Source organism: Actinacidiphila polyblastidii, from assembly GCF_036353415.1.
GTDB classification, from domain to species: domain Bacteria; phylum Actinomycetota; class Actinomycetes; order Streptomycetales; family Streptomycetaceae; genus Actinacidiphila; species Actinacidiphila polyblastidii.
The window spans coordinates 227,358-247,999 of the sequence record NZ_JAZEWV010000002.1; the positions used below are offsets into that span (position 1 = coordinate 227,358).

21 protein-coding genes are annotated in these 20,642 nt (G+C 74.2%); 10 read left to right on the forward strand and 11 right to left on the reverse strand.

The features are described 5' to 3' along the window. The gene (locus V2S66_RS04265; protein ID WP_330793062.1) at positions 1–453 is read left to right on the forward strand and encodes a GNAT family N-acetyltransferase; all 453 of its coding nucleotides are present in this window, start codon (positions 1–3) and stop codon (positions 451–453) included. Here V2S66_RS04265 and V2S66_RS04270 read toward each other — a convergent pair. Continuing rightward, positions 431–892, reverse strand: a complete 462-nt coding sequence (locus tag V2S66_RS04270) for a winged helix-turn-helix transcriptional regulator (protein ID WP_330793063.1) — start codon at positions 890–892, stop codon at positions 431–433. The genes V2S66_RS04265 and V2S66_RS04270 overlap by 23 nt on opposite strands. A gap of 169 nt (positions 893–1,061) precedes the next feature. Between V2S66_RS04270 and V2S66_RS04275 the strand changes: the two genes are divergently transcribed. After that, positions 1,062–1,730 carry an NADPH-dependent F420 reductase gene (locus V2S66_RS04275; RefSeq protein ID WP_330793064.1) on the forward strand — a complete coding sequence of 223 codons (669 nt, stop codon included), beginning with the start codon at positions 1,062–1,064 and terminating at the stop codon, positions 1,728–1,730. On the opposite strand, the gene V2S66_RS04280 is transcribed toward V2S66_RS04275, so the two are convergent. After that, entirely contained in the window at positions 1,727–2,029 is a 303-nt protein-coding gene (locus tag V2S66_RS04280; protein WP_330793065.1) for a hypothetical protein, read from the reverse strand. The genes V2S66_RS04275 and V2S66_RS04280 overlap by 4 nt on opposite strands. Positions 2,030–2,310: 281 nt before the next feature. Between V2S66_RS04280 and V2S66_RS04285 the strand changes: the two genes are divergently transcribed. From V2S66_RS04285 to V2S66_RS04295, 3 genes are all read left to right on the forward strand, one after another. Further along, positions 2,311–2,910, forward strand: coding sequence for a winged helix-turn-helix domain-containing protein (locus V2S66_RS04285; protein WP_330793066.1), 600 nt, complete (start codon positions 2,311–2,313; stop codon positions 2,908–2,910). Then, a complete protein-coding gene (locus V2S66_RS04290; protein WP_330793067.1) occupies positions 2,894–3,868 on the forward strand; it encodes an MBL fold metallo-hydrolase in 975 nt (324 codons plus the stop codon). Before V2S66_RS04285 ends, V2S66_RS04290 begins: the two co-directional genes overlap by 17 nt. A gap of 321 nt (positions 3,869–4,189) precedes the next feature. Continuing rightward, on the forward strand, positions 4,190–5,398 hold the full coding sequence (locus V2S66_RS04295; RefSeq protein WP_330793068.1) for an acyl-CoA dehydrogenase family protein: 1,209 nt from the start codon (positions 4,190–4,192) through the stop codon (positions 5,396–5,398). Positions 5,399–5,506: 108 nt separating this feature from the next. Here V2S66_RS04295 and V2S66_RS04300 read toward each other — a convergent pair whose 3' ends face one another. The 6 genes from V2S66_RS04300 to V2S66_RS04325 all read right to left on the reverse strand — a co-directional run bounded on the left by V2S66_RS04300 (position 5,507) and on the right by V2S66_RS04325 (position 10,590). After that, positions 5,507–6,064, reverse strand: a complete 558-nt coding sequence (locus tag V2S66_RS04300; RefSeq protein ID WP_330793069.1) for a GAF domain-containing protein — start codon at positions 6,062–6,064, stop codon at positions 5,507–5,509. A 14-nt stretch (positions 6,065–6,078) separates the two neighbouring features. Beyond that, complete coding sequence (locus V2S66_RS04305) at positions 6,079–6,675, reverse strand: GTP-binding protein (RefSeq protein ID WP_330793070.1); 597 nt, start codon at positions 6,673–6,675, stop codon at positions 6,079–6,081. Beyond that, the gene (locus V2S66_RS04310) at positions 6,647–6,976 is read right to left on the reverse strand and encodes a DUF742 domain-containing protein (protein WP_326453711.1); all 330 of its coding nucleotides are present in this window, start codon (positions 6,974–6,976) and stop codon (positions 6,647–6,649) included. Before V2S66_RS04310 ends, V2S66_RS04305 begins: the two co-directional genes overlap by 29 nt. Before the next feature lie 206 nt (positions 6,977–7,182). Then, on the reverse strand, positions 7,183–7,596 hold the full coding sequence (locus V2S66_RS04315) for a roadblock/LC7 domain-containing protein (RefSeq protein ID WP_330793071.1): 414 nt from the start codon (positions 7,594–7,596) through the stop codon (positions 7,183–7,185). Between the two features lie 53 nt (positions 7,597–7,649). After that, positions 7,650–9,473, reverse strand: coding sequence for a sensor histidine kinase (locus tag V2S66_RS04320; RefSeq protein WP_330793072.1), 1,824 nt, complete (start codon positions 9,471–9,473; stop codon positions 7,650–7,652). A 283-nt stretch (positions 9,474–9,756) separates the two neighbouring features. Beyond that, entirely contained in the window at positions 9,757–10,590 is an 834-nt protein-coding gene (locus V2S66_RS04325) for an MEDS domain-containing protein (RefSeq protein ID WP_330793073.1), read from the reverse strand. Between the two features lie 263 nt (positions 10,591–10,853). Here V2S66_RS04325 and V2S66_RS04330 point away from each other — a divergent pair, with 263 nt between their 5' ends. Genes V2S66_RS04330 through V2S66_RS04345 form a run of 4 tightly spaced genes read left to right on the forward strand, consistent with a single transcriptional unit; the run spans position 10,854 to position 16,852 of the window. Further along, complete coding sequence (locus V2S66_RS04330) at positions 10,854–11,666, forward strand: response regulator transcription factor (protein WP_330793074.1); 813 nt, start codon at positions 10,854–10,856, stop codon at positions 11,664–11,666. Further along, a complete protein-coding gene (locus V2S66_RS04335; protein ID WP_330793075.1) occupies positions 11,663–13,231 on the forward strand; it encodes a sensor histidine kinase in 1,569 nt (522 codons plus the stop codon). Before V2S66_RS04330 ends, V2S66_RS04335 begins: the two co-directional genes overlap by 4 nt. A 25-nt stretch (positions 13,232–13,256) precedes the next feature. Beyond that, the gene (locus V2S66_RS04340) at positions 13,257–14,567 is read left to right on the forward strand and encodes a bifunctional glycosyltransferase family 2/GtrA family protein (protein ID WP_330793076.1); all 1,311 of its coding nucleotides are present in this window, start codon (positions 13,257–13,259) and stop codon (positions 14,565–14,567) included. Next, entirely contained in the window at positions 14,564–16,852 is a 2,289-nt protein-coding gene (locus V2S66_RS04345) for a glycosyltransferase family 39 protein (protein WP_330793077.1), read from the forward strand. Before V2S66_RS04340 ends, V2S66_RS04345 begins: the two co-directional genes overlap by 4 nt. A gap of 108 nt (positions 16,853–16,960) precedes the next feature. On the opposite strand, the gene V2S66_RS04350 is transcribed toward V2S66_RS04345, so the two are convergent. From V2S66_RS04350 to V2S66_RS04360, 3 genes are all read right to left on the reverse strand, one after another. Continuing rightward, positions 16,961–17,422, reverse strand: a complete 462-nt coding sequence (locus V2S66_RS04350) for a PPOX class F420-dependent oxidoreductase (RefSeq protein WP_330793078.1) — start codon at positions 17,420–17,422, stop codon at positions 16,961–16,963. A gap of 194 nt (positions 17,423–17,616) precedes the next feature. Beyond that, complete coding sequence (locus tag V2S66_RS04355; RefSeq protein ID WP_330793236.1) at positions 17,617–19,179, reverse strand: MDR family MFS transporter; 1,563 nt, start codon at positions 19,177–19,179, stop codon at positions 17,617–17,619. A gap of 243 nt (positions 19,180–19,422) precedes the next feature. After that, entirely contained in the window at positions 19,423–20,361 is a 939-nt protein-coding gene (locus V2S66_RS04360) for an aldo/keto reductase (RefSeq protein ID WP_330793079.1), read from the reverse strand. 60 nt (positions 20,362–20,421) lie between these two features. Between V2S66_RS04360 and V2S66_RS04365 the strand changes: the two genes are divergently transcribed. Further along, positions 20,422–20,619 carry a hypothetical protein gene (locus V2S66_RS04365; RefSeq protein ID WP_330793080.1) on the forward strand — a complete coding sequence of 66 codons (198 nt, stop codon included), beginning with the start codon at positions 20,422–20,424 and terminating at the stop codon, positions 20,617–20,619. The last annotated feature ends 23 nt before the right edge of the window (positions 20,620–20,642 follow it).

The window sequence follows — 20,642 nt, forward strand, 5'->3', positions numbered from 1 at the left end:
GTGTCCGACGACCTCCGCATCGAAACGCCCGAGGACGAGGCCGCCCTGCGCGACTGGCGGCATGTCCACAACGCGGTCATCCCGACCGCGCCGCTCTCCCTGGACGAGGTGCGCGAGCGCGTCCGGCGCAACCACCTGGAGGTCGTCTACCGCGGCGGCGCCCTCGTGGGCTGCACGACCCTGCGCCCGCCGCCGCCCGACGACCCGGCGGCTACCGCCACGGTGATCGCCCGGGTGCTGCCGGCCCACCGCGGCAGGGGCGTCGGGGCCGCGCTGTGCGCCCGCGGCGTCGCACAGGCCCGCGCCCGGGGCGCGCGGACCATCGAGACCGTCGTGCTCGCGTCCAACGCCGACGGGCTGCGCTTCGCCGAGGCGCGGGGCTTCGTGGAGTTCGAGCGCTACGTGCTGCCGGGCGACACGATCCCGTTCGTCACGCTGCGTCTGCGGGACTGACCGCCCCGCCCGCCGCCCCGGCCACTGCTCCGCCCGCCGCCACCGCCCGGCGCTCGACCGCGGCGGCCGCCGCTCGCTCCTGCGCGTCGAGCAGCTGCTCCCCGTGGTCGAGCGCCCAGTCGGCGAGCGCGCGCAGCGGCCCTTCGGTCAGGCTCGCGCCGAGCGGCGTCAGGCCGTACTCGACGCGGGGCGGCGCGGCCGGGTAAGTGCGGCGCTCCACCAGACCGTTGGCGAGCAGGCGGCGCAGCGCCTCGGTGAGGACCTTGTCGCTCATGCCGCCGGTGGAGGCGAGCAGGGCGCTGCGGCGCAGCGGCCCCGGGCTGAGCGCGGCCAGCACCAACGGGTCCCAGGTGTGCGCGAGCAGCTCGGTCGCGGCGCGCAACCGGCAGTCCACCAGGGCGCGTTCGCACACCACGTCCCGTACGCCGTCCGCCGCCATCGGTCCCTCCCCGTCGCCCGCCGGTCCGGCTCCGCCCGTCCGGCTCCGCCGCACCTTGCACCGCCATCTTCGCCGATCCGGCTCCTACCGATCGGTGCGCGTCGGATCCCCTACGGTGGCGGCCGTCCCGGCGGACCGGCCGCCGGGCGGTGCGGGAGCGGAGCGGGACATGGCAGGCGGAACCGAGGGAACCCTGCGGATCGGGATTCTGGGCACGGGCCAGCTGGCCGTCGGGCTGGGCGCGGCGTGGGCGCGGGCGGGCCACGCGATACGGATCGGGGGCCGCTCGCACGACAGGGCGCTCGCCGCGGCCGCGCGGATCGGCGGGGGCGCGGAGGCGGCGGCGCCGCGGGAGGTCGTCGCCGGGCGCGACGCGGTGCTCCTCGCGGTGGCGTGGGAGGGGGTGCCCGACGCGCTGCGGGCGGCGGGCGCGGCGGACGGCGCACTGGCCGGCGTCCCGCTGATCGACCCGGTGAACGCCGTGGAGCACGGCGTCGGCGTGCTGCTCCCGCCGGACGGCCGGGCCGCCGCCGAGCACATCGCGGACCTCGCGCCGGGCGCCCAGGTGGTCAAGGGCTTCCATCTGTTCCCCGCCGGCCAGTGGGAGCCGGGCCGGGCCCCGGTCACCGTCGCGCTGGCGGGCGACGACGCGTCGGCGCTGGACACGGTGGCGCGGCTGGTACGGGACGCCGGCGCCCATCCGGCCACGCTGGGCGGCCTGGCCAGGGCGCGCCAGCTGGAGGAGGTCGCGGGCTTCGTCATCGCCCTGGCGATGTCCGGCACGGACCCGAACGCCGCCGTCCCGCACGTCCCCCAGCCGCTCCAAGCAGCCGGCTAATCCTCGGAGTTGGCCTCCAGGCAGGTCAGGTCGATGTCGTCGAGGAGGGCCTCCTGGGTGCGGCCGGACAGCGCCGCGTTCTGCTCGATCAGCACGGCGGTCCAGCCGGCCAGGCTGATGGCGAGGACGCGCAGGCCGTCGGTGCCGTGCGTGGCGAGGACGGAGTCGGCGGTCGCGAGGGCCCGCTGCGGTATGCACTCGGCGGGTTCGAGGCCGACGGTCCTGCGCAGCAGGTCGACGGTGACCCGGGAGATCTGCGGGGCGAGGGCGGTGAGGCGGGGTTCGTCTTCCCGGTCCATGAGGGGGGCTCCTCCAGCTCCACCGATGACGGGGCTACGGGGAGCCATCACAGCAGAAGGAACGCCGGGCCGGGGGCATATTCCAGGCAACCGGGTGCAGTTGGCCGGGACCGCGTGCCCCGGTGACTCCTTCTCCACCGGACGGCGGGGTCCACGAGGTGTGCCGTCCCACCGGTCCGCCCGCGCCGTGATCCGGCCGCGCGACCGGCGGGTGCGCGGGGTGCGGACAAGAAGCCAAAGGAAGCGTTGACAACTCGAAGTATCAAAGTATTCTTTGGGATATGCGGATCAGCGACCCCAAGGCGATCAGGGCCCTGGCCCACCCCCTGCGGCTCGACCTGCTGGAACTGCTCACGGCGATCGGGCCGGCCACCGCCGCGCGGTGCGGGCGGGCGCTCGGCGTGCCGCAGGCCAACTGCTCTTTCCACCTGCGCCAGTTGGCGAAGTACGGCTTCGTGGAGGACGCCGGCCCCGGCCGGGACCGGCGCGAGCGGACCTGGCGGGTGCCGGCCGGGCAGCCGGTGCTGCGAATCGGCGCGGACGACGACCCGCTCGTACGGCGGCAGTTGGAGCGGGTGGTGGTCGAACGCGAGATGCAGGCGATCCTCGACCACGCGGAACGCAGGGACGCCGAGGCGCCGCGGTGGCGCGACGCGCAGAGCATCGTGTCCGCGGTCGCCAGCGTCACGCCCGCCGAGGCGGCCGAGCTGAAGGAGCGCTGGAAGGCGCTCCTCGAGCCGTACATCGCCAGGGCCAGGGCGGGCGGCGGGAGCGCGGCCGAGGCGGCCGGGCGGGAACAGCGCCACATCAGGTACTTCATGGCGGCGACGCCGCTCACCGCACTCGACCGGGGGGACCACGGCGATGACACCGACGACTGAAGGACCGCACGGCACGGACACCGCACCGCTCGACGTGCGCTGGCGCCACGGCGTGCCCGCCTGGCGGCGGACGCGGCGCGCGGCGGCGGCCGAGGAGCCGATCCAGGTGCACCACCACGACGCGCACACCGTCGTGCTGCGCCAGAGCAAGACCCTGGACCACGAGGCGCCGTTCCTCTTCCTGCTCTTCGGCGAGGAGCGCGCGCTGCTGCTGGACACCGGCGCGACCGAGGACCCGGAGCGCTTCCCGCTGCGCGACACCGTCGACGCGCTGGTCTCCGGCTGGCTGGCCCGGCACCCGCGAACCACCCCCGAACCGTACGCACTCGTCGTCGCGCACAGCCACCCGCACGGCGACCACGTCGCGGGCGACGGGCAGTTCGCCGACCGCCCGGCGACCACCGTGGTCGGCCGGGACCTGGACGCGGTGCGCGCCTTCTTCGGCTTCGGCGACGGCTGGCCCACCGCGACCGCCTCCTTCGACCTCGGCGGCCGGGTGCTGGGCGTGCTCGGCTCGCCCGGCCACCACGACGCGGCGATCACCGTCCACGACCCCAGGACCGGCTTCCTGCTCACCGGCGACACCGTCCTGCCCGGGCGGCTCTACGTCGCGGACCGCGCGGCCTTCAGCGCCTCGCTCGACCGCCTCGTGGACTTCGCGGCCGCCCACCACGTCACGCAGGTCCTCGGCTGCCACGTCGAGATGACCCGGCGGGCCGGACGCGACTATCCGATCGGCGCGCGCTACCAGCCGAACGAAAGGGAGTTGGCGCTCGCCCCCGAGCGCCTCACCGCGATCCGCGACGCCGCGGCCGCCGTCGCGGGGCGTCCCGGCGTGTACCGCCACGAGGACTTCGTCCTCTACAACGAGCCGACCGCCGCCGACACCAGGCGGCTCCTGCGCCGCGGCAGGCTCCACGACCGCGCCCGCCGCCTGGTGCGCTTCGCCGTCAGGTGACCCGCCCGGGAGCGCCCCGGGCCCGCCCCGATCCCCACCGCGATTCCCCGCGCCGCGGTCGCGTAGGCTGCTTTACCGCAGTCGCTGCGACCTCTCCTGCGCAATGGGCAAAATGCTTTCTGCGGACAGAAGTTGAGCTTATTCACGCTTGGATTCGCCCAGATCCAGCCAATCCGTTGAGCGATCTTGTATCGACTTGTTGAAGTCCCCACCATGAGTGGGTCGACCTGTTCCAGCCAAGGCAGGCGTGCGCGGCTACGGGGGTGGCTGACTGCTCGCAGAACCCGTGGCGGGCAGGTGGACTTCAAGGGAGGGATCGGTGTGAGCGGCTACTTCACCACGAAGCGTCACGAACGACTCCGGCAGGAAGTCAGGGTCTTCGCCGAGAACGAGGTCCGCCCGCTCATCCCGCAGATGGAAGCCGCGCGCGCGGTCGAGTACGAGCTGTCGCGGCGGATCGCCCGGCAGGGATGGATCGGCGTCACCGTCGCCCGCAAGTACGGCGGGATGGGGATGGGGCACCTCGCCAAGACCATCATCATCGAGGAGTTGTCGCGGGTCAGCGCCGCGATGGGCGCCATGGTGCAGGCCTCGCAGCTGGGCGTGGCGAAGATCGTGCACTTCGGCTCCGAGGCGCAGAAATGGCAGTGGCTGCCGCGGATCGCCTCAGGCGACTGCCTGCCCACGATCGCGGTCACCGAGACCGGCTCCGGCGGGCACGTGCTGGGGATGACGGCGTCCGCGGTGCGCGACGGCGACGAGTACGTGCTCAACGGCAGCAAGGTCTTCGTCGGCAACAGCCACGTCGGGGACCTGCACGGCGTGGTGGTCAGAACCGGTCCCGGGTCCAAGGGACTCTCGGCGTTCCTGGTGGAGTCCGACCGGCCCGGTTTCTCGCTCGGGGAGCACAAACCGGCCATGGGCCTGCACGGCTTCAGCTTCGGCGAACTGGTCTTCGACAACTGCCGTGTTCCGGCCGCGAACCTGCTGGGCGCGGAAGGCGACGGCCTGCCGGTGGCGTACTCCTCCAGCGTGCTGTACGGGCGGCCGAACCTGACCGCGGTCTCGCTCGGCATCCACCAGGCCCTGGTGGAGGAGACCGCGCACTTCGCCACCGAGCGGCACCGCTACGGCAAGCCGCTGTACGAGGTGTCGCCGGTGAAGCTGAAGATCGGCAAGATGCAGTCGCGGCTGATGACCGCCCGGCTGGCCGCCTACCACGCCGCGCATCTGCTGGACGAGGGCGAGCCGTGCGACGCGGAGCTGATGAACGCCAAGCTGATCAACGTGGAGCTGGCGCTGGACTCGGCCCGCGCGGCGATGGAGGTGCACGCGGCCAGCGGCCTGTTCACCGACACCCCGGTCGAGCGCTATCTGCGCGACGCCCACCACATCTTCGCCCCGGCCGGCACCTCGGACGTCCAGCTGCTGCGGCTCGGCGAGGTGGCGCTGGGGCTGAGCAAGGGCGAGTGGTCCCAGCGGCTGTCCGACCTCGTGCGGCTCGACGACACGGTCGAGGCCGTGGTCTGACCGCCGCGACCGCTGTGACCGGCACGGCGCACCGACCCGTGCACCGGCCCGCGCGGCGGCCGCCGGTGCACGCCCGAGGAGCCCGCGGGGGCACGGCCCCCGCGGGGTTCACGCCTGTCCGCGCTCGTGCCGCTGCAGCACCGTGGTGACCTGCTCGGCGAGACCCTTGATGTTCTCCACGTCCTGCTTGGTCCACGGGATCGGCTCGGTGTCGATCACGCACACCGTGCCCAGCGTGACGCCCGACGCCGGGTCCTTGACCGGCGCGCCCAGGTAGGTCCGCACGCCCAGCTCGTCGACGACCCGGTTGCCCGCGAACCGCGGGTACGCGCACACGTCGGCGAGCGGCAGGGCGGTGCCCCGGCTGACCACGTGCGGGCAGAAGCCCTGGTCCAGCTCCATCTCGCGGCCGGGCTCCGCGCCGGACTCGATGGTCTGCGGCCCGTTGGGCGTGGACAGGCCGGCGAAGTACTGCCGGCCGTCGATCACGAAGTTGACCATGGCGTACGCGGCGCCGGTGATCTCCCGCATCTTCTCGGCGATCGCGTCCAGCTCGGGGAACGGCTGGTCGGTGACGCCCATCGCGCGCAGGCGCTCGTTGCGCAGGTCGGTCCTCGACGGGTCTTCTTCCGGGGTGGCCATGCGGTTGGCCGGGTCGAATGTCATAGCGGCGCTTCCGGTCAGTGGGCGGGTTGTGCCACGGCGGTGGCCTGGAGGAGGTGGGTGACGAGGTCGATCAGCACGCGGGTGGAGGAGCTGGCCTGCCGGGCGTCGCAGAGCACGACCGGCACGTGCGGGGCCAGCGCGAGGGCGCCGCGCACCTCGTCGGCGGAGTAGGCGTAGGCGCCGTCGAACTCGTTGACGGCGACCAGGAAACGTATGCCGCGGCTCTCGAAGAAGTCGACCGCGTCGAAGCAGTCCACGAGCCGGCGGGTGTCGGCCAGCACCACGGCGCCGAGCGCGCCGTTGGACAGCTCGTCCCACATGAACCAGAAACGATCCTGCCCGGGGGTGCCGAAGAGGTAGAGGATGTACTGCTCGTCCAGGGTGATCCGGCCGAAGTCCATCGCGACGGTCGTGGTCGTCTTGTTGGACACGCCGTCGAGGCGGTCGGTGCCGGCGCTGGCCACCGTGACCGTCTCCTCGGTGCTCAGCGGCTCGATCTCGCTGGCGGCGCCCACGAAGGTGGTCTTGCCGACCCCGAACCCGCCCGCCACCAGGATCTTCAGCGGCTGCGGGTAGGCGTCGTCACTGCAGTAGTCGTTTGTGTAGGCCATCGAGCACTCTCTGCAGGATGTCCCGGTCCGCTGGGTCGGCGGCCGGGTCGGGTGGACGGGCCGTCACGGCCCCTTGGTCGATCAGGTCGGACAGCAGGATCTTCGCCACCGCGACGGGCAGCTTGAGATGGGCGCCGATCTCGGCGACGGTCACCGGGGCGCGGCTGAGGTCCAGCGCCAGGGAGTGCTCGGGGCTCAGGTCGACCTTGAGCGCCCGCCCGGTGGCCCGCACCATCGACAGCAGGTCGAGGGCCACCGTGGGCTTGGTGCGGCCGCCGCTGACGGTGTACGGGCGCACCATCCGCCCGGCGTCGGCGTCGAGCCAGTCGTGGTCGCTGCGGCCGTCGCGGCGCTCCTGGGCGGAACGCCGCTCGCGGCCGAGCAGGGCGTCCCGTCCGGACAGTCCCTCCCGTCCGGACAGCGCGTCCCGCCCGCCGAGTAAGCCGTCCCGGCCGAAGCGGCCGTCGCGGCCGGAACCGCCGGAGCGGTCCCTGCCCTCCGCCCGGCTCACCGCGCCACGGACGCCGCGTTGCGGGCAGGTGTCTCAAGGCTCTTGGTCACCTGCTGGATCATCCGGCTCATCTCGAAGCCGAGGACGCCCGCGTCCGCCTCGGGTCCGGCGAGCACCGCGAGCACGCTGCCCTTGCCGGCCGCGGAGACGAACATGAGCGCGCCGTCCAGCTCGGCGACGACCTGCCGGGCGAGCGGGCCGTTGCCGAAGTGCTTGCCGGCGCTGCGGACGATCGACCACAGCCCGGAGGCCACCGCCGACAGGTGGTCGGCGCCCTCCACGTCCAGCCCGTGCACGGCCCGCTTGATGCCGTCGGACGACAGCAGGACGGCGGCGCGGGTATAGGGGACCCGGCCGACGAGATCCTCAAGCAGCCACCCGAGGTCGCTGCCGGTGGTGTCGCTCGCCATCTGTGGAACTCCTAAGGACATAACGCGAGATGAGGGGAGATACGGCGTGAGGCTCACCCGTCGGCCGACCCGGACTGCTCCTCGGCGGCGCGGACCCCTTGACGGTAGGTGGCCATCAGACCGGGGTTGGCCGGGGTGAACTCGGTCTCGTCGGGCTGCCGGTAGCCGGCGGAGCCGCCCAGCGAGGACTCCTGCGACCGCTGCAGCTGCGGCGCCATGTGGGTCTGCTGCGTGCGCTGCGGCAGCGGCGGCCGGCCGAACGCGGCGGCGTCCTCACCGCCGCCCCGCGCCTGCGGCAGGCCGTACCCCTGCGGCGCCGGCTGCGACGGCATCCGGTCCTGCGGCAGCGACGGGAACTGCGACTGCGACTGCGGCAGGGGCTGAAGCTGCGGCTGGACCGGATGCTGCTGGACGGGCGGCTGCTGGAGAGGCGGTGCGGGGGCGCGCAGTTGCTGCGCGGCGTAGTCACGGGGCATCGCGTACTCCTGCGGTGCGGGCGCCGCGGCCAGGTCCTGCGGGTACGGCTGCGGGGCCGCGGCCTGCGCGGGAGCCGGGGCCGGCGGCTGGACGGGCAGCGGCGCGGCCGGCGCCTGGGTGTGGCGGCCGCCGCCCTGGCGCGCCGTGCGGCCGGCGGGTGCGGGCGCGTCCTGCGGCAGGTGGACGGGGGCGGCGGCCAGGGCGTAGCCGCTCGCGTCGCCGCGGTCCACGGCCGGCTCGGCGGCCCTGCCGTGCGCGTCCTCCGCGGGGCTGGCGCCGCGGTCGCCCGCGTCGTCGTTCTCGGAGCTGAGCAGCGGGTTGGGCAGCAGCACCAGGCTGGTCACGCCGCCGAACAGGTTCCGGCGCAGCTCGACCCTGATCTGGTGCTGGCGGGCCAGCACCGCGACCACGTAGAGGCCGACGCGGCCGTCCTTGAGGAGCGCGCCGAGCTCGACCCGCTCGGGGTTGGCGAGCAGGGTGTTGCGCAGCCGCTCGTCGTCGGGCTGCTGGCCGAGGCCGCGGTCCTCGATCTCGATGACCATGCCGGTGGTGACCTGCTGGGTGCGCACGTAGACCTGGGTGCCGGGCGGGGAGAAGGCGGTGGCGTTCTCGATCAGCTCGGCCAGCAGGTGCACGACGTCGGCGACGGCGGCGCCGTCGAGGCGGCCGTCGATCGGCGGCACCGGCTTGACCCGGGAGTAGCGCTCGACCTCGCCGATCGCGGACCGGACCACCGAGGCCAGCGGCACCGGCTTGCGCCACTGGCGGCGGGTGACCTCGCCGCCGAGCACCGCGACGTTCTCCACGTAGCGGCGGATACGGGTGGCGATGTGGTCGACCTCGAACAGGCCGCGCAGCAGGTCCGGGTCCTCCACCTGCTGCTCCAGCTCGTCCAGGATGCGGATGCCCTGGTGGACCAGGGACTGCAGCCGGCGGGCCAGGTTGACCAGGACGGTGACCTGCTGGGAGGCGGCGCCGTTGGGCGCGGGCAGGTCGGCCGCCTCGGTGAGCGCGGTGAAGGCGGTGAGCCTGCTGTACTCCAGCTGTTCGAGCAGCGGCTTGAACCGGCCGGTGGCGTCCCGCAGTTCGCTGGGCGCGGCGGGCTTGTCGGGGGTGCGGCCCTGCCGCAGCTCCTCCAGCGCCCGGCGCAGCTGCGCGTCGCCGAAGGAGACGCTGGCGGCGATGTCCGCGGCGGCGCGGTCGAGTTCGGCCGTCGAGCCGGCGAGGCGGCGCTGCGCGGAGCGGGCCGCGGCGGCCCCCGCGGCGAGCACCGCGAGCGCGACGACCACGGCCGCGCCGAGGACGAGGGCGCGCCGGCTCCCCGACGGGTCGGCGGCCAGCAGCCAGGCGACGCAGCCGCCGCCGAGCAGGGTGAGCACCGCACCGGGGAGCAGGACCACGCGCTGGAGATGGGGGACGGCTGACCCTGAACCGTGTCGGCCGGATGAGAGTGTGGTCATCAACGTCCTCAGCACAATGGGTGACTGGCTGGCATCAACCGTCACACTGGTAACCGATTATGCATGTACGGAGATACCGGACCTTGCGGTTCGCGAGCATCCCCCACAACTCGCGGGGATCGAGCGTGCGCGGGCAACAGCCTTGCACATAAGACGAGTTGAATGCCACGCGCACATTCATCCGGCCCGGCTCACAAGGCTCCGGAGACGCTTTCGCCGCAGCTCAGCGCACGCGTACCAGTACCCCCTCCACCTGACGCAGCCCGCACAGCAGCAGCACTCTCAACTGTGCCGCCGTGCACTCCAGCACCACGCCCCCGCTCAGCCTCAGCAGTGCCCGCGCGCAGGAGGCGTCGATGAAGGCCAGCCCGGTCAGGTCGATCTCGGTCAGGCCCGAGTCGGCGACCGCCCACTCGAAGGCCGCCCGGGTGGCCAGATCCGCGTCCCCCGCGAGCCGCAGCGCGTCGCCCGTGCGCTCGGCGTGCAGCGCGCCCGGCGCCGGCAGGACCGCCAACGGGTGCGCGGCCAGCGCCTGTTCCAGCAGCGCCGGCGGGAAGAGCCCGCGGTCGTACTCGCACAGCGCGGTGAAGCCGAGCCGGGCGAACAGCGGCGTCAGCTCCCGCTCGTACGCGGTCAGCTCCTCGCCCGCCACGCCCCTCTCGCACACCCAGCTCATGTCGCCCGCCACCCGCAGGCCGGTGAAGCCCCGGGTCAGCGCGTCGTCGGTGGCCGCCACCCAGTAGCCGACCCTGGCGGCCGCGTCGAAGCCGCGCACCGGGTCCCAGCCGGGGGAGTCGGGCAGCGCCGCCAGCCGGCCCTCCGCGGCGGCCTGCCGCGCGGGCACGCCGTAGGAGGAGAGCCGCTCCAGCGCGGCGGCGACGCCCGAGCCGAAGATCATCACGCGTTCGCCGCGGGCCAGCCCCGCGGTGGTGAAGGCGGCCCGCAGCGCCCAGCGGTCGTCGGGCCCGGTGAAGGCCAGGCAGGCGTGATCGCCCGGGGACAGCCGCTCCACGGCGACCGTCCGCGGGGTCCGCTCGGCGCAGGCCCGCTCAGCCATGCCGACGAACGTACGCCGGGCCGCCGCCGACCCGGCCATCCCGACCACATCTCCCCCACCCGTGACCGGTCCCGATCACCGGTGACCGGAAAGGGCCGCGCGCGGACTCCCCGTGACCGGCCGGCCGCAGCCGCGCGGGCCCGCGACGCCCGGTCTCCCCGCGTGGACGCGGGTGGACCCGGCGCGCGGACTCGGTGAGATTCTCAGACGTTTCACAGAAACGGCCAAGAATCCTTTCATAGCGAGCGCACAGGGTGGCCACCATGGCAACCACCTCTCAGGCCGCGTCCGCCGCGACCGCATCCGCACCCCAGCCCCCCACCGCGGCGACCGCGGGCGCGGCAGCCCAGGCCCCGGCGGCCGACCTGGCGCGCCCCGACGGCAGCCCGGTCCGCGTCCTGGTCGTGGACGACGAGACCCCGCTGGCCGACCTGCTGTCCATGGCGCTGCGCTACGAGGGCTGGCAGGTGCGCACCGAGGCCGACGGCGCGAGCGCGCTGCGCGCGGCCCGCGAGTCCCGTCCCGACGCCGTCGTGCTCGACGTGATGCTGCCCGACATGGACGGTCTGGAGGTGCTGGCCAGGCTGCGCCGCGAGACCCCGGACGTGCCGGTGCTGTTCCTCACCGCCAAGGACGCCGTCGAGGACCGCATCGCCGGCCTGACCGCGGGCGGCGACGACTACGTCACCAAGCCGTTCAGCCTGGAGGAGGTCGTGGCCCGGCTGCGCGGCCTGCTGCGCCGCTCCGGCGCCGCCGCGGTGCGCAACGAGTCGCTGCTCGTCGTCGGCGACCTGGTGCTCAACGAGGACAGCCACGAGGTCAGCCGCGGCGGCGCCAACATCCACCTGACCGCCACCGAGTTCGAGCTGCTGCGCTACCTGATGCGCAACCCGCGCCGGGTGCTCAGCAAGGCGCAGATACTCGACCGCGTCTGGTCGTACGACTTCGGCGGCCAGGCCAACGTCGTCGAGCTGTACATCTCCTACCTGCGGCGCAAGATCGACGTCGGCCACCCGCCGATGATCCACACCCGCCGCGGCGCCGGCTACCTGATCAAGCCCGGCGACCCGGCGTGACCGCGCAGCCCGCGCCCCGCGCCGGGCCGCGCCGCCGCCGGGCCGCCTGGTCGCTGCGCCGCCGGCTGGTCGTCTCCTGCGTCGTGCTGGTCGCCGCGGTGTGCGCGGTCATCGGCGGCGTCACGATCTTCGCCCTGCACGACTTCCTGTACGGGCAGCTGGACGCCAAGGTGCACGACACCGCGATGCGCGCCGGCGGGCCGCCCGCCGGGCAGAACCGCGCCGGCCAGAACGGCGCGTACCCGCGCGACCGACCCGGCGACGGCTCCGGCATCCCCTTCGTCTTCCTCGTCGGCGGCGGGCAGCCCGGCGAGACCGTCGGCGCGAGCGTCTCCGCGAGCGGCGCCGTCACCCGGGCCGCGGTCAGCGCCGCCAGCTCGGACGACGGCCAGCTGGTCGCCGACCCGCTCACCGCGGCGCAGGCGCGGGCCTTCGCCGCGGTGCCCCGCGACGGTCAGCCGCACACCGCGCACCTGGCCGGTCTCGGCTCCTACCGCGTCGAGTCCGCCCGGCCTGCGCCCGACGGCAGCACCGTGCTGGTCGGCATGAGCACCGGCGGCGTCGAGGACACCCTGTCCACCCTCCGGTGGGTGGAGGTCTCGGTGACCGCCGCGGGACTGGTCGCCGCCGGACTGGCCGGCGCCACCTTGATGCGGATCTCCCTCGAACCGCTGCGCCGGGTCGCCGCGACCGCCACCCGGGTCTCCGAACTGCCCCTGGACCGCGGCGAGGTGGCGCTGCTCGAACGCGTCCCCGACTCCTTCACCGACCCGCGCACCGAGGTCGGCCAGGTCGGCTCGGCGCTCAACCGGATGCTGGGCCACGTCGGTTCGGCGCTGCACGCCCGCCAGGAGTCCGAGACGCGGGTCCGGCAGTTCGTCGCCGACGCCAGCCACGAGCTGCGCACCCCGCTCGCCTCCATCCGCGGCTACGCCGAACTCACCCGCCGGGGCAAGGAGTTCCCCGGCCCCGACACCCGGCACGCGCTCGGCCGCATCGAGTCCGAGGCGGCCCGGATGACGACCCTGGTGGAGGACCTGCTGCTGCTCGCCCGGCTGGACGCGGGACGCCCGCTGAGCCTCGCCGAGACCGACGTGTCGCCGCTGGTGGTGGACGCGGTCAGCGACGCCCGCGCGGCGGGGCACGACCACAACTGGCGGCTCGACCTGCCGGACCGGCCGGCCACCGTGCACGGCGACGCCCAGCGGCTGCACCAGGTGCTCACCAACCTGCTGGGCAACGCCCGCGCGCACACCCCGCCCGGCACCACCGTCACCGCCCGGGTGCTGCCCTCGGGGCCCGGGGTGCGGCTGCAGGTCGAGGACGACGGGCCCGGCATCCCGCAGGACCTCCAGCGGCACGTCTTCGAGCGCTTCGCGCGCGGCGACGCCTCCCGCTCCCGCGCGTCGGGCAGCACCGGCCTGGGCCTGGCCATCGTGCACTCGGTGGTGGCCGCGCACGGCGGCGACGTGACGCTGGACAGCGCCCCGGGCCGCACGGTGTTCACCGTCACCCTGCCGGCCGCGCACTCACAGGCCCTGCCCAGTCTCAGCACAACGTCGTGACAGCGCGGTTGCCGAGAGTCGGGGCATGCGAACCCCTCTCGGCGATCTGCCCGCCCGGCAGCACCTGCCGGTCACGGCCGCAGCGGTCAGGCCCGGCACCCCGGTGCTGGACGTGGTCATCCCCGTGTACAACGAGGAGGACGACCTGGAGCCCTGCGTCCGGCGCCTGCACGCCCACCTGTCGGGCACCTTCCCCTATCCCTTCCGGATCACCGTCGCGGACAACGCCAGCACCGACCTGACGCCAGCGGTGGCCAGGGCGCTCGCCGCCGAGCTGCCCGAGGTCGAGTCCTTCCGGCTGGAGCAGAAGGGCCGCGGCCGCGCGCTGCGCACCGTGTGGACGGCCTCCGACGCGCCGGTGCTGGCGTACATGGACGTCGACCTGTCCACCGACCTCAACGCACTGCTGCCGCTGGTCGCGCCGCTCATCTCCGGCCACTCCGACCTGGCCATCGGGTCGCGGCTGGCGCGCTCCTCGCGGGTGGTGCGCGGCGCCAGGCGGGAGTTCGTCTCCCGCGCCTACAACCTGATCCTGCGCGGCTCGCTCGCCGCGCGCTTCACCGACGCGCAGTGCGGCTTCAAGGCGATACGCGGCGACGTCGCGCAGCGGCTGCTGCCGATGGTCGAGGACTTCGGCTGGTTCTTCGACACCGAGATGCTGGTGCTCGCCGAGCGGGCCGGACTGCGCATCCACGAGGTGCCCGTCGACTGGGTCGACGACCCGGACAGCAGCGTGGACGTCGTGCGCACCGCCGCGGACGACCTGCGCGGCGTGTGGCGGGTCGGACGCGCCCTGACCACCGCGCAGTTGGCGCTCGACCGGCTGCGCAGGCCGTTCGGCGACGACCCGCGCGACCGCGAGCTGAGCGGCGTGCCCGCGGGCCTGGCCCGGCAGTTGGTCGGCTTCGGCGTGGTCGGCGCGCTCAGCACCCTGGTGTACCTGGCGCTGTACTCCCTGTTCCGGCTCGGACTCGGCGCCCAGCCCGCCAACGCGCTGGCGCTGCTGCTGTCCGCGCTCGGCAACACCTCGGCCAACCGCCGCCTCACCTTCGGGGTCCGCGGCCGCGACCGGGCGGTGCGCCACCAGGCCCAGGGGCTGGTGGTGTTCGCCATCGGCCTGGCGCTGACCAGCGGTTCGCTGGCCGCCGTGCACGCGGCGGGACCGCACCCGGGCCACAGCACCGAACTGGCCGCGCTGATCGCCGCGAACCTCGCCGCCACCGTGCTGCGCTTCCTGCTCTTCCGCGCCTGGCTGTTCCCCGACCGCCCTCCCGCCGGGTGCGAACAGCCCGCGGCGTACGCAGAACCCGTCCCCGACCCGAGGAGTGCGCGATGACCGCGCCGAGCAACACCCCGCCCGCCGGGTACGTCCCGGCGGACACCTTCCGCACCCCGCTCGCCGACCCCGACGCGGCGCCCGACGCCGCGCCGCGGCCCGCCGGGGCGTCCCGCGCGGCGCGGCTGTGGCGGGGCAGGCCGCAGGACCCGGCATGGGCCAGGCCGGCGTTCCTCGCGCTGCTGCTGGGCACGCTGGTGCTCTACCTGTGGGACCTGAGCGCCTCCGGCTACGCCAACTCCTTCTACTCCGCGGCCGTGCAGGCCGGCAGCGAGAGCTGGAAGGCGTTCTTCTTCGGCTCCTCGGACGCGGCGAACTCCATCACCGTCGACAAGCCGCCTGCGGCGCTGTGGCCGATGGCGCTCTCGGTGCGGGTCCTCGGCCTCGGCTCGTGGCAGATCCTGGCACCCGAGGCGCTGATGGGCGTCGCCGCCGTCGGCCTGCTGTACGCCGCGGTCCGCCGCCGCTTCAGCGCCGGCGCGGGGCTGATCGCGGGCGCGGTGCTCGCGGTCACCCCGGTCGCGGCGCTGATGTTCCGCTTCAACAACCCCGACGCGCTGCTGGCGCTGCTCATGGTCGCGGCCGTCTACTGCGTGCTGCGCGCGCTGGAGGACGCCCGCACCAGGTGGCTGCTGCTGGCCGGCGCCGCCTTCGGCCTGGCGTTCCTCACCAAGACGCTCCAGGCGTGGCTGATCCTGCCGCCGCTCGCGCTCGTCTACGCGGTGTGCGCGCCGGTCGGGCTGCGCCGGCGGCTGGCCCAACTCGGCTGCGCGGGCGGCGCGATGCTGCTCTCCGGCGGCTGGTGGGTGGCCGTCGTCGAACTGTGGCCGGCGTCCTCGCGCCCGTACATCGGAGGTTCGCAGGACAACAGCTTCCTGGGCCTGACCTTCGGCTACAACGGCTTCGGCCGGATCACCGGCAACGAGACCGGCAGCGTCGGCGGCGGCCCCGCCGGGCAGGGCGGCCGCTGGGGCGCCACCGGCATCGGGCGGCTGTTCGGCAGCGACATGGGCGGCCAGATCGCGTGGCTGCTGCCCGCGGCGTTCGCGCTGCTGGCGGCCGGCCTGTGGGTGACCCGCAGGGCCCGCCGCGCGGACACCGCGCGGGCGGCGTTCCTGGTGTGGGGCGGCGCGCTGCTGATGACCTTCGCGACCTTCAGCTTCATGTCCGGGATCTTCCACCAGTACTACAACATCGCTCTCGCGCCCTACATCGCGGCCCTGGTCGGCATGGGCACCTCGGTGCTGTGGCAGCGCCGCCACCACCTCGCCGCGGCCGGCGCGCTGGCCGCGACCGTCGCGGGCACCGGCCTGTGGTCGTACGCCCTGCTGCACCGCTCGGCGGACTGGCACCCGTGGCTGCGCACCACGATCGTGGTCGCCGGCCTGCTGGCCGCGGTCGGCCTGCTCGCCGGGGCGCTGCCCTGGCGGACCGGCACGGCCGGCACCGCCGAGGGCGCGGACGGCGCGGACGGCGAGGACGGCGAGGACGGCGCGCCCGCACCGACGGCGTCGGGGGCGCGCACCCGGGCGCGGCTCGGCGTGGTCACCGCGGTCGTCGGCATCGCCGCGGCGCTCGGCGGCCCGGTCGCGTACACGCTCGACACCGTGGCCACCGGCCACCAGGGGTCGATCGTGACCGCGGGACCCGCGGTCCAGGGCGGCCAGGGCGGCTTCCCCGGCGGCGGTGGCGGCCCGCGTGGCGGCTTCGGCGGCGGCACCGGCCGGATGCCGGCCGGCGGCTTCCCCGGCGCCCAGGGCGGCACCGGAGCCGCGGGCGGTGCGGGAGCGCCCGGCGGAGCCCAGGGCGGCTTCCCCGGCGGCACCGGCGCCGCGCCCGGCGGTGCGACCGGAGGGGCCACCGGGCGGGGCGGCTTCCCCGGCGGCGGCGGCCGGGGCGGCGCCGGCGGCATGGGCGGCCTGCTCGACGGCGCCCAGGTCAGCGCGGCGATGAAGGCGCTGCTGCTGAAGGACGCGGGCCGGTACACCTGGGTCGCCGCGGCGGTCGGATCGCAGAACCAGGCGAGCTACCAACTGGCCACCCAGAAGCCGGTGATGTCCGTCGGCGGCTTCAACGGCAGCGACCCGTCCCCGACGCTCGCGCAGTTCCAGAAGGACGTCACCGAGGGGAGGATCCACTACTTCATCGGCGGCGGCGGCATGGGCGGCGGCGGTATGGGCGGCAGCGGCACCGCCACCGGGATCACCTCCTGGGTGCAGGCGCACTACACCGCCAAGACGGTGGGGTCCACGACCGTGTACGACCTGACGTCACCCACGTCCTGAGGTCCTGAGGTCCTGAGGCCCTGAGGCCCTGAGGCACTGAGCCCCGAGCGCACGGCCTGCGGGCCGGCGTCCACCTCCCGGTGGGCGCCGGCCCGCTCGCGTACGGGGTCAGGCCAGCCGGGCGGGGAAGCCGCCGGTGGCGATCGGGCTCCACCGCGTGGGGGTGACGCGGATCAGGGACTTGCCCTGCCGGATCATCGCCTCGCGGTACTCGTCCCAGTCGGGGTGCTCCCCGGAGATGTTGCGGAAGTACTCGACGAGCGGCTCGACGGACTCGGGCGCGTCGATCACCTCGGCGGTGCCGTCGACCTGCACCCACGGCCCGTCCCACGCGTCCGACAGCACGACGACGCTCGCGCGTGGGTCGCGCTTGGCGTTGCGGGTCTTGGCGCGCTCGGGATAGGTGGAGACGACGATCCGCCCGGCGTCGTCCACGCCGCAGGTGAGCGGCGAGGCCTGCGGGCGGCCGTCGGAACGGGTGGTGAGCAGGATCGCCCGGTGCCGCGGCCGGACGAAGTCCAGCAGCTCCTCGAGCGAGACGGACGTGTTCGTGGCGATGTTGGGAGCCATGACCGCACCCTACGTCCGGGGGGCGTGCTGGGTGGCGGACCGCCGTGTCCGTCCCTGGTCGCGGCGGCCGCCACTGTTTCGGGTCCCGGCGGACCGGCCTCGGCCGTCCCCTGCCTCGGCTGCCGCCAGGACCCGTTTCCCGTACCGCCTGCCTGGACCTCTCCGCTGCGGGAACAGGCAGGGCGGCCGGGAGCCTACCTTTCGTTCACGTCCGCCGGGCGGTCGCTCTCCGCGTCCGCCGAACGGGCTGTACCCGCCGCAGCCTGCTGCAAACCGCTTCGGTTGCGCAAGGCAACTTCCTTCACGAAGAGCACGAGCAGGAAGGAGACCAGGGCCAGCGGCGCGGTGTAGAGGAACACGTCGCCGACCGCGTGCCCGTAGGCGCCCTCGACCACGCCGCGCACCGGGGCGGGCAGCGTGGCCACGTCCGGGATGCCGCCGCCGTCCCCGGTGCCCGCCTCGGCGTGCAGCGCGGCCAGGCCGTCGGAGACGAAGTGGGTGACGCGGTTGCCGAGCACCGCGCCGAGCGCCGTGACGCCGATCGCGCCGCCGAGCGAGCGGAAGAAGGTGACCAGCGAGCTGGCCGCGCCGAGGTCGGCCGTGGTGACCTGGTTCTGCACCGCCAGCACCAGGTTCTGCATCATCATGCCGACGCCGAGGCCCAGCAGCGCCATGTAGACGGCCACCTGCGGGTACGGGGTGTCGGCGCGGATCAGGCCGAGCGTCGCGCAGCCCGCGGTCACCAGCAGGCCGCCGGCCACCAGGAAGCCCTTCCACCGCCCGGTGCGGGTGATGATCCGGCCGCTGGCCATCGACGACACGAACAGGCCGGCGATCAGCGGGATCGTCATCAGCCCGGACATCGTCGGGGTCTTGCCGCGGGCGAGCTGGAAGTACTGGCTCAGGAAGACCGTGCCGGCGAACATCGCGACGCCGACGAAGAGGCTGGCGAGCGAGGTCAGGGTGATCGTGGCGTTGCGGAACAGCCGCAGCGGCACGATCGGCTGCGCGGCGCGCGACTCGACGAGCAGGAAGACCAGGCCGAGCAGCACGGCGGCCGGCACCATCACACAGCTCTGCCAGGACAGCCACGGGTAGCTCTGGCCGCCGAGCGAGACCCAGACCATCAGCAGTGAGACGGCCGCGGTGATGAAGAAGGCGCCGGTCCAGTCGATCTTCACGGTGCGCTTGACCACCGGCAGGTGCAGCGTCTTCTGCAGCACGACCAGCGCGAGGACGGCGAACGGCACGCCGACGTAGAAGCACCAGCGCCAGCCGAGCGCGGAGTCCACGATGACGCCGCCGATCAGCGGGCCGCCCACGGTCGCCACCGCGAAGGTGGCGCCGAGGTAGCCGCTGTAGCGGCCGCGCTGCCGCGGCGAGATCATCGCGGCCATGATCACCTGGGTGAGCGCCGACAGGCCGCCCGCGCCGACGCCCTGGATCAGGCGGCAGCCGATCAGCATCCCGGGGCTGGTGGAGAAGCCGGCCACCACCGAGCCCAGCACGTAGATCACGATCGCCAGCTGGATCAGCAGCTTCTTGCTGAACAGGTCGGAGAGCTTGCCCCAGATCGGGGTGGTCGCGGTGACCGCGAGCAGCGAGGCGGTGACGACCCAGGTGTACGCGCTCTGGCCGCCGCCGATGTCGGCGAGGATGCGGGGCAGGGCGTTGGAGACGATCGTCGAGGACAGGATCGCCACGAACAGGCCGATCAGCAGGCCGGACAGCGCCTCCATGATCTGGCGGTGGGACATCGGCGGCTGGTCGCCGCCCGCCGCGTCCGCCACGCCTGCTCCTTCCGCCTGCGCCGCCGCTGCGGCCGTCCCGCTCTGGGTGGATGTCGACGCCACGAGCCTCGCGCACCTTCCTTTTGGTTGCCTGGAGCAACCGTAGCCCCATATGGTTGCATAGTGCACCTGCTGTGCGTCCGCTGAGACCTTTCCCACACGACGGCGCCGCGCCCCCCGTGACGGGGAGCGCGGCGCCGTGGGGGCGTGCTACGCGGCGGCGGCGCTCAGCGCCGCGACCTCCGCGTCGGTGAGGGTGAGGGCCGCCGACGCCAGCAGCGCCGGGAGCTGCTCCGGGGTGCGGGCGCTGGCGATCGGGGCGACCACGGTCGGCTGCGCGCGCAGCCACGCCAGGGCGACGCTCGCCACCTCGGCCTGGTGCGCCGCGGCGACCTCGTCCAGGGCGGCGAGCACGCGCGGCCCGCGCTCCTGCGCGAGGTACGCCGCCGCCTTGCCCTCACGGGCGCTGCCGACGCTCGCGCCGCCCGGCCGGTACTTGCCGGTGAGGAAGCCGGCCGCCAGCGCGAAGTAGGGGGCGGCGGACAGGCCGCGCGCGGCCACCAGGTCGGCGAGCGGTCCCTCGTACTGCTCGCGCTCGACCAGGTTGTAGTGCGGCTGCAGGATCTCGTAGCGGGCCAGGCCCTCGCGCTCGGCGAAGTCCAGCGACGCGGCGAGCCGCTCGGGCGAGAAGTTGGACGCGCCCAGCGCCCGCACCTTGCCCTCCTTCACCAGCGCGTCCAGCGCGGTGACGGTCTCCTCGACCGGGGTGTCGGGGTCGTCGAAGTGCGCGTAGTAGAGGTCGATGTGGTCGGTGCCCAGGCGGCGCAGCGAGGCTTCGGCGGCGCCCTTGATCGTGTCGGCCTTCAGCCCCGTGAAGTCGGGGTGCCCGCCGACCTTCGTGGCGACCACGATGTCGTCGCGGCGGCCGCGCCGGGCCAGCCATCGTCCGATGATCGTCTCGGACTCCCCGCCGGAGTTGCCGTCGAGCCAGGCGGAGTAGACGTCCGCGGTGTCCACGAAGTCCCCGCCGGCCGCCGCGTAGGCGTCCAGGACGGCGAAGGACTGGGCCTCGTCCGCGGTCCAGCCGAAGACGTTGCCACCGAGTGACAGCGGATGAACGGTGAGTTCGGAGTTGCCGATGCGTGCCATGTGTGGCGGCAACGGCTGGGGGGTGCCGGGTATTCCGCCGACACGCTAAGGTCAGGCGGCATGTCGAACCACACGCCTCAGCCCGACAACAACTACGACCCGGCGGGCAGCACGCAGATGTTCCGCGCCTTCGTCGACGAGCAGCCGCCGGCCGCGCAGGTGCAGCAGGCGCAGAGCCGCATCCGCGCCGGGGTGGTCGTCGGTGCGGTCGTCGTCCTGCTGGTGATCGTCGGAGTGGTCGCCCTCGCGCTCAAGTGAGGCGTCGGCGGCCGACCACTCCG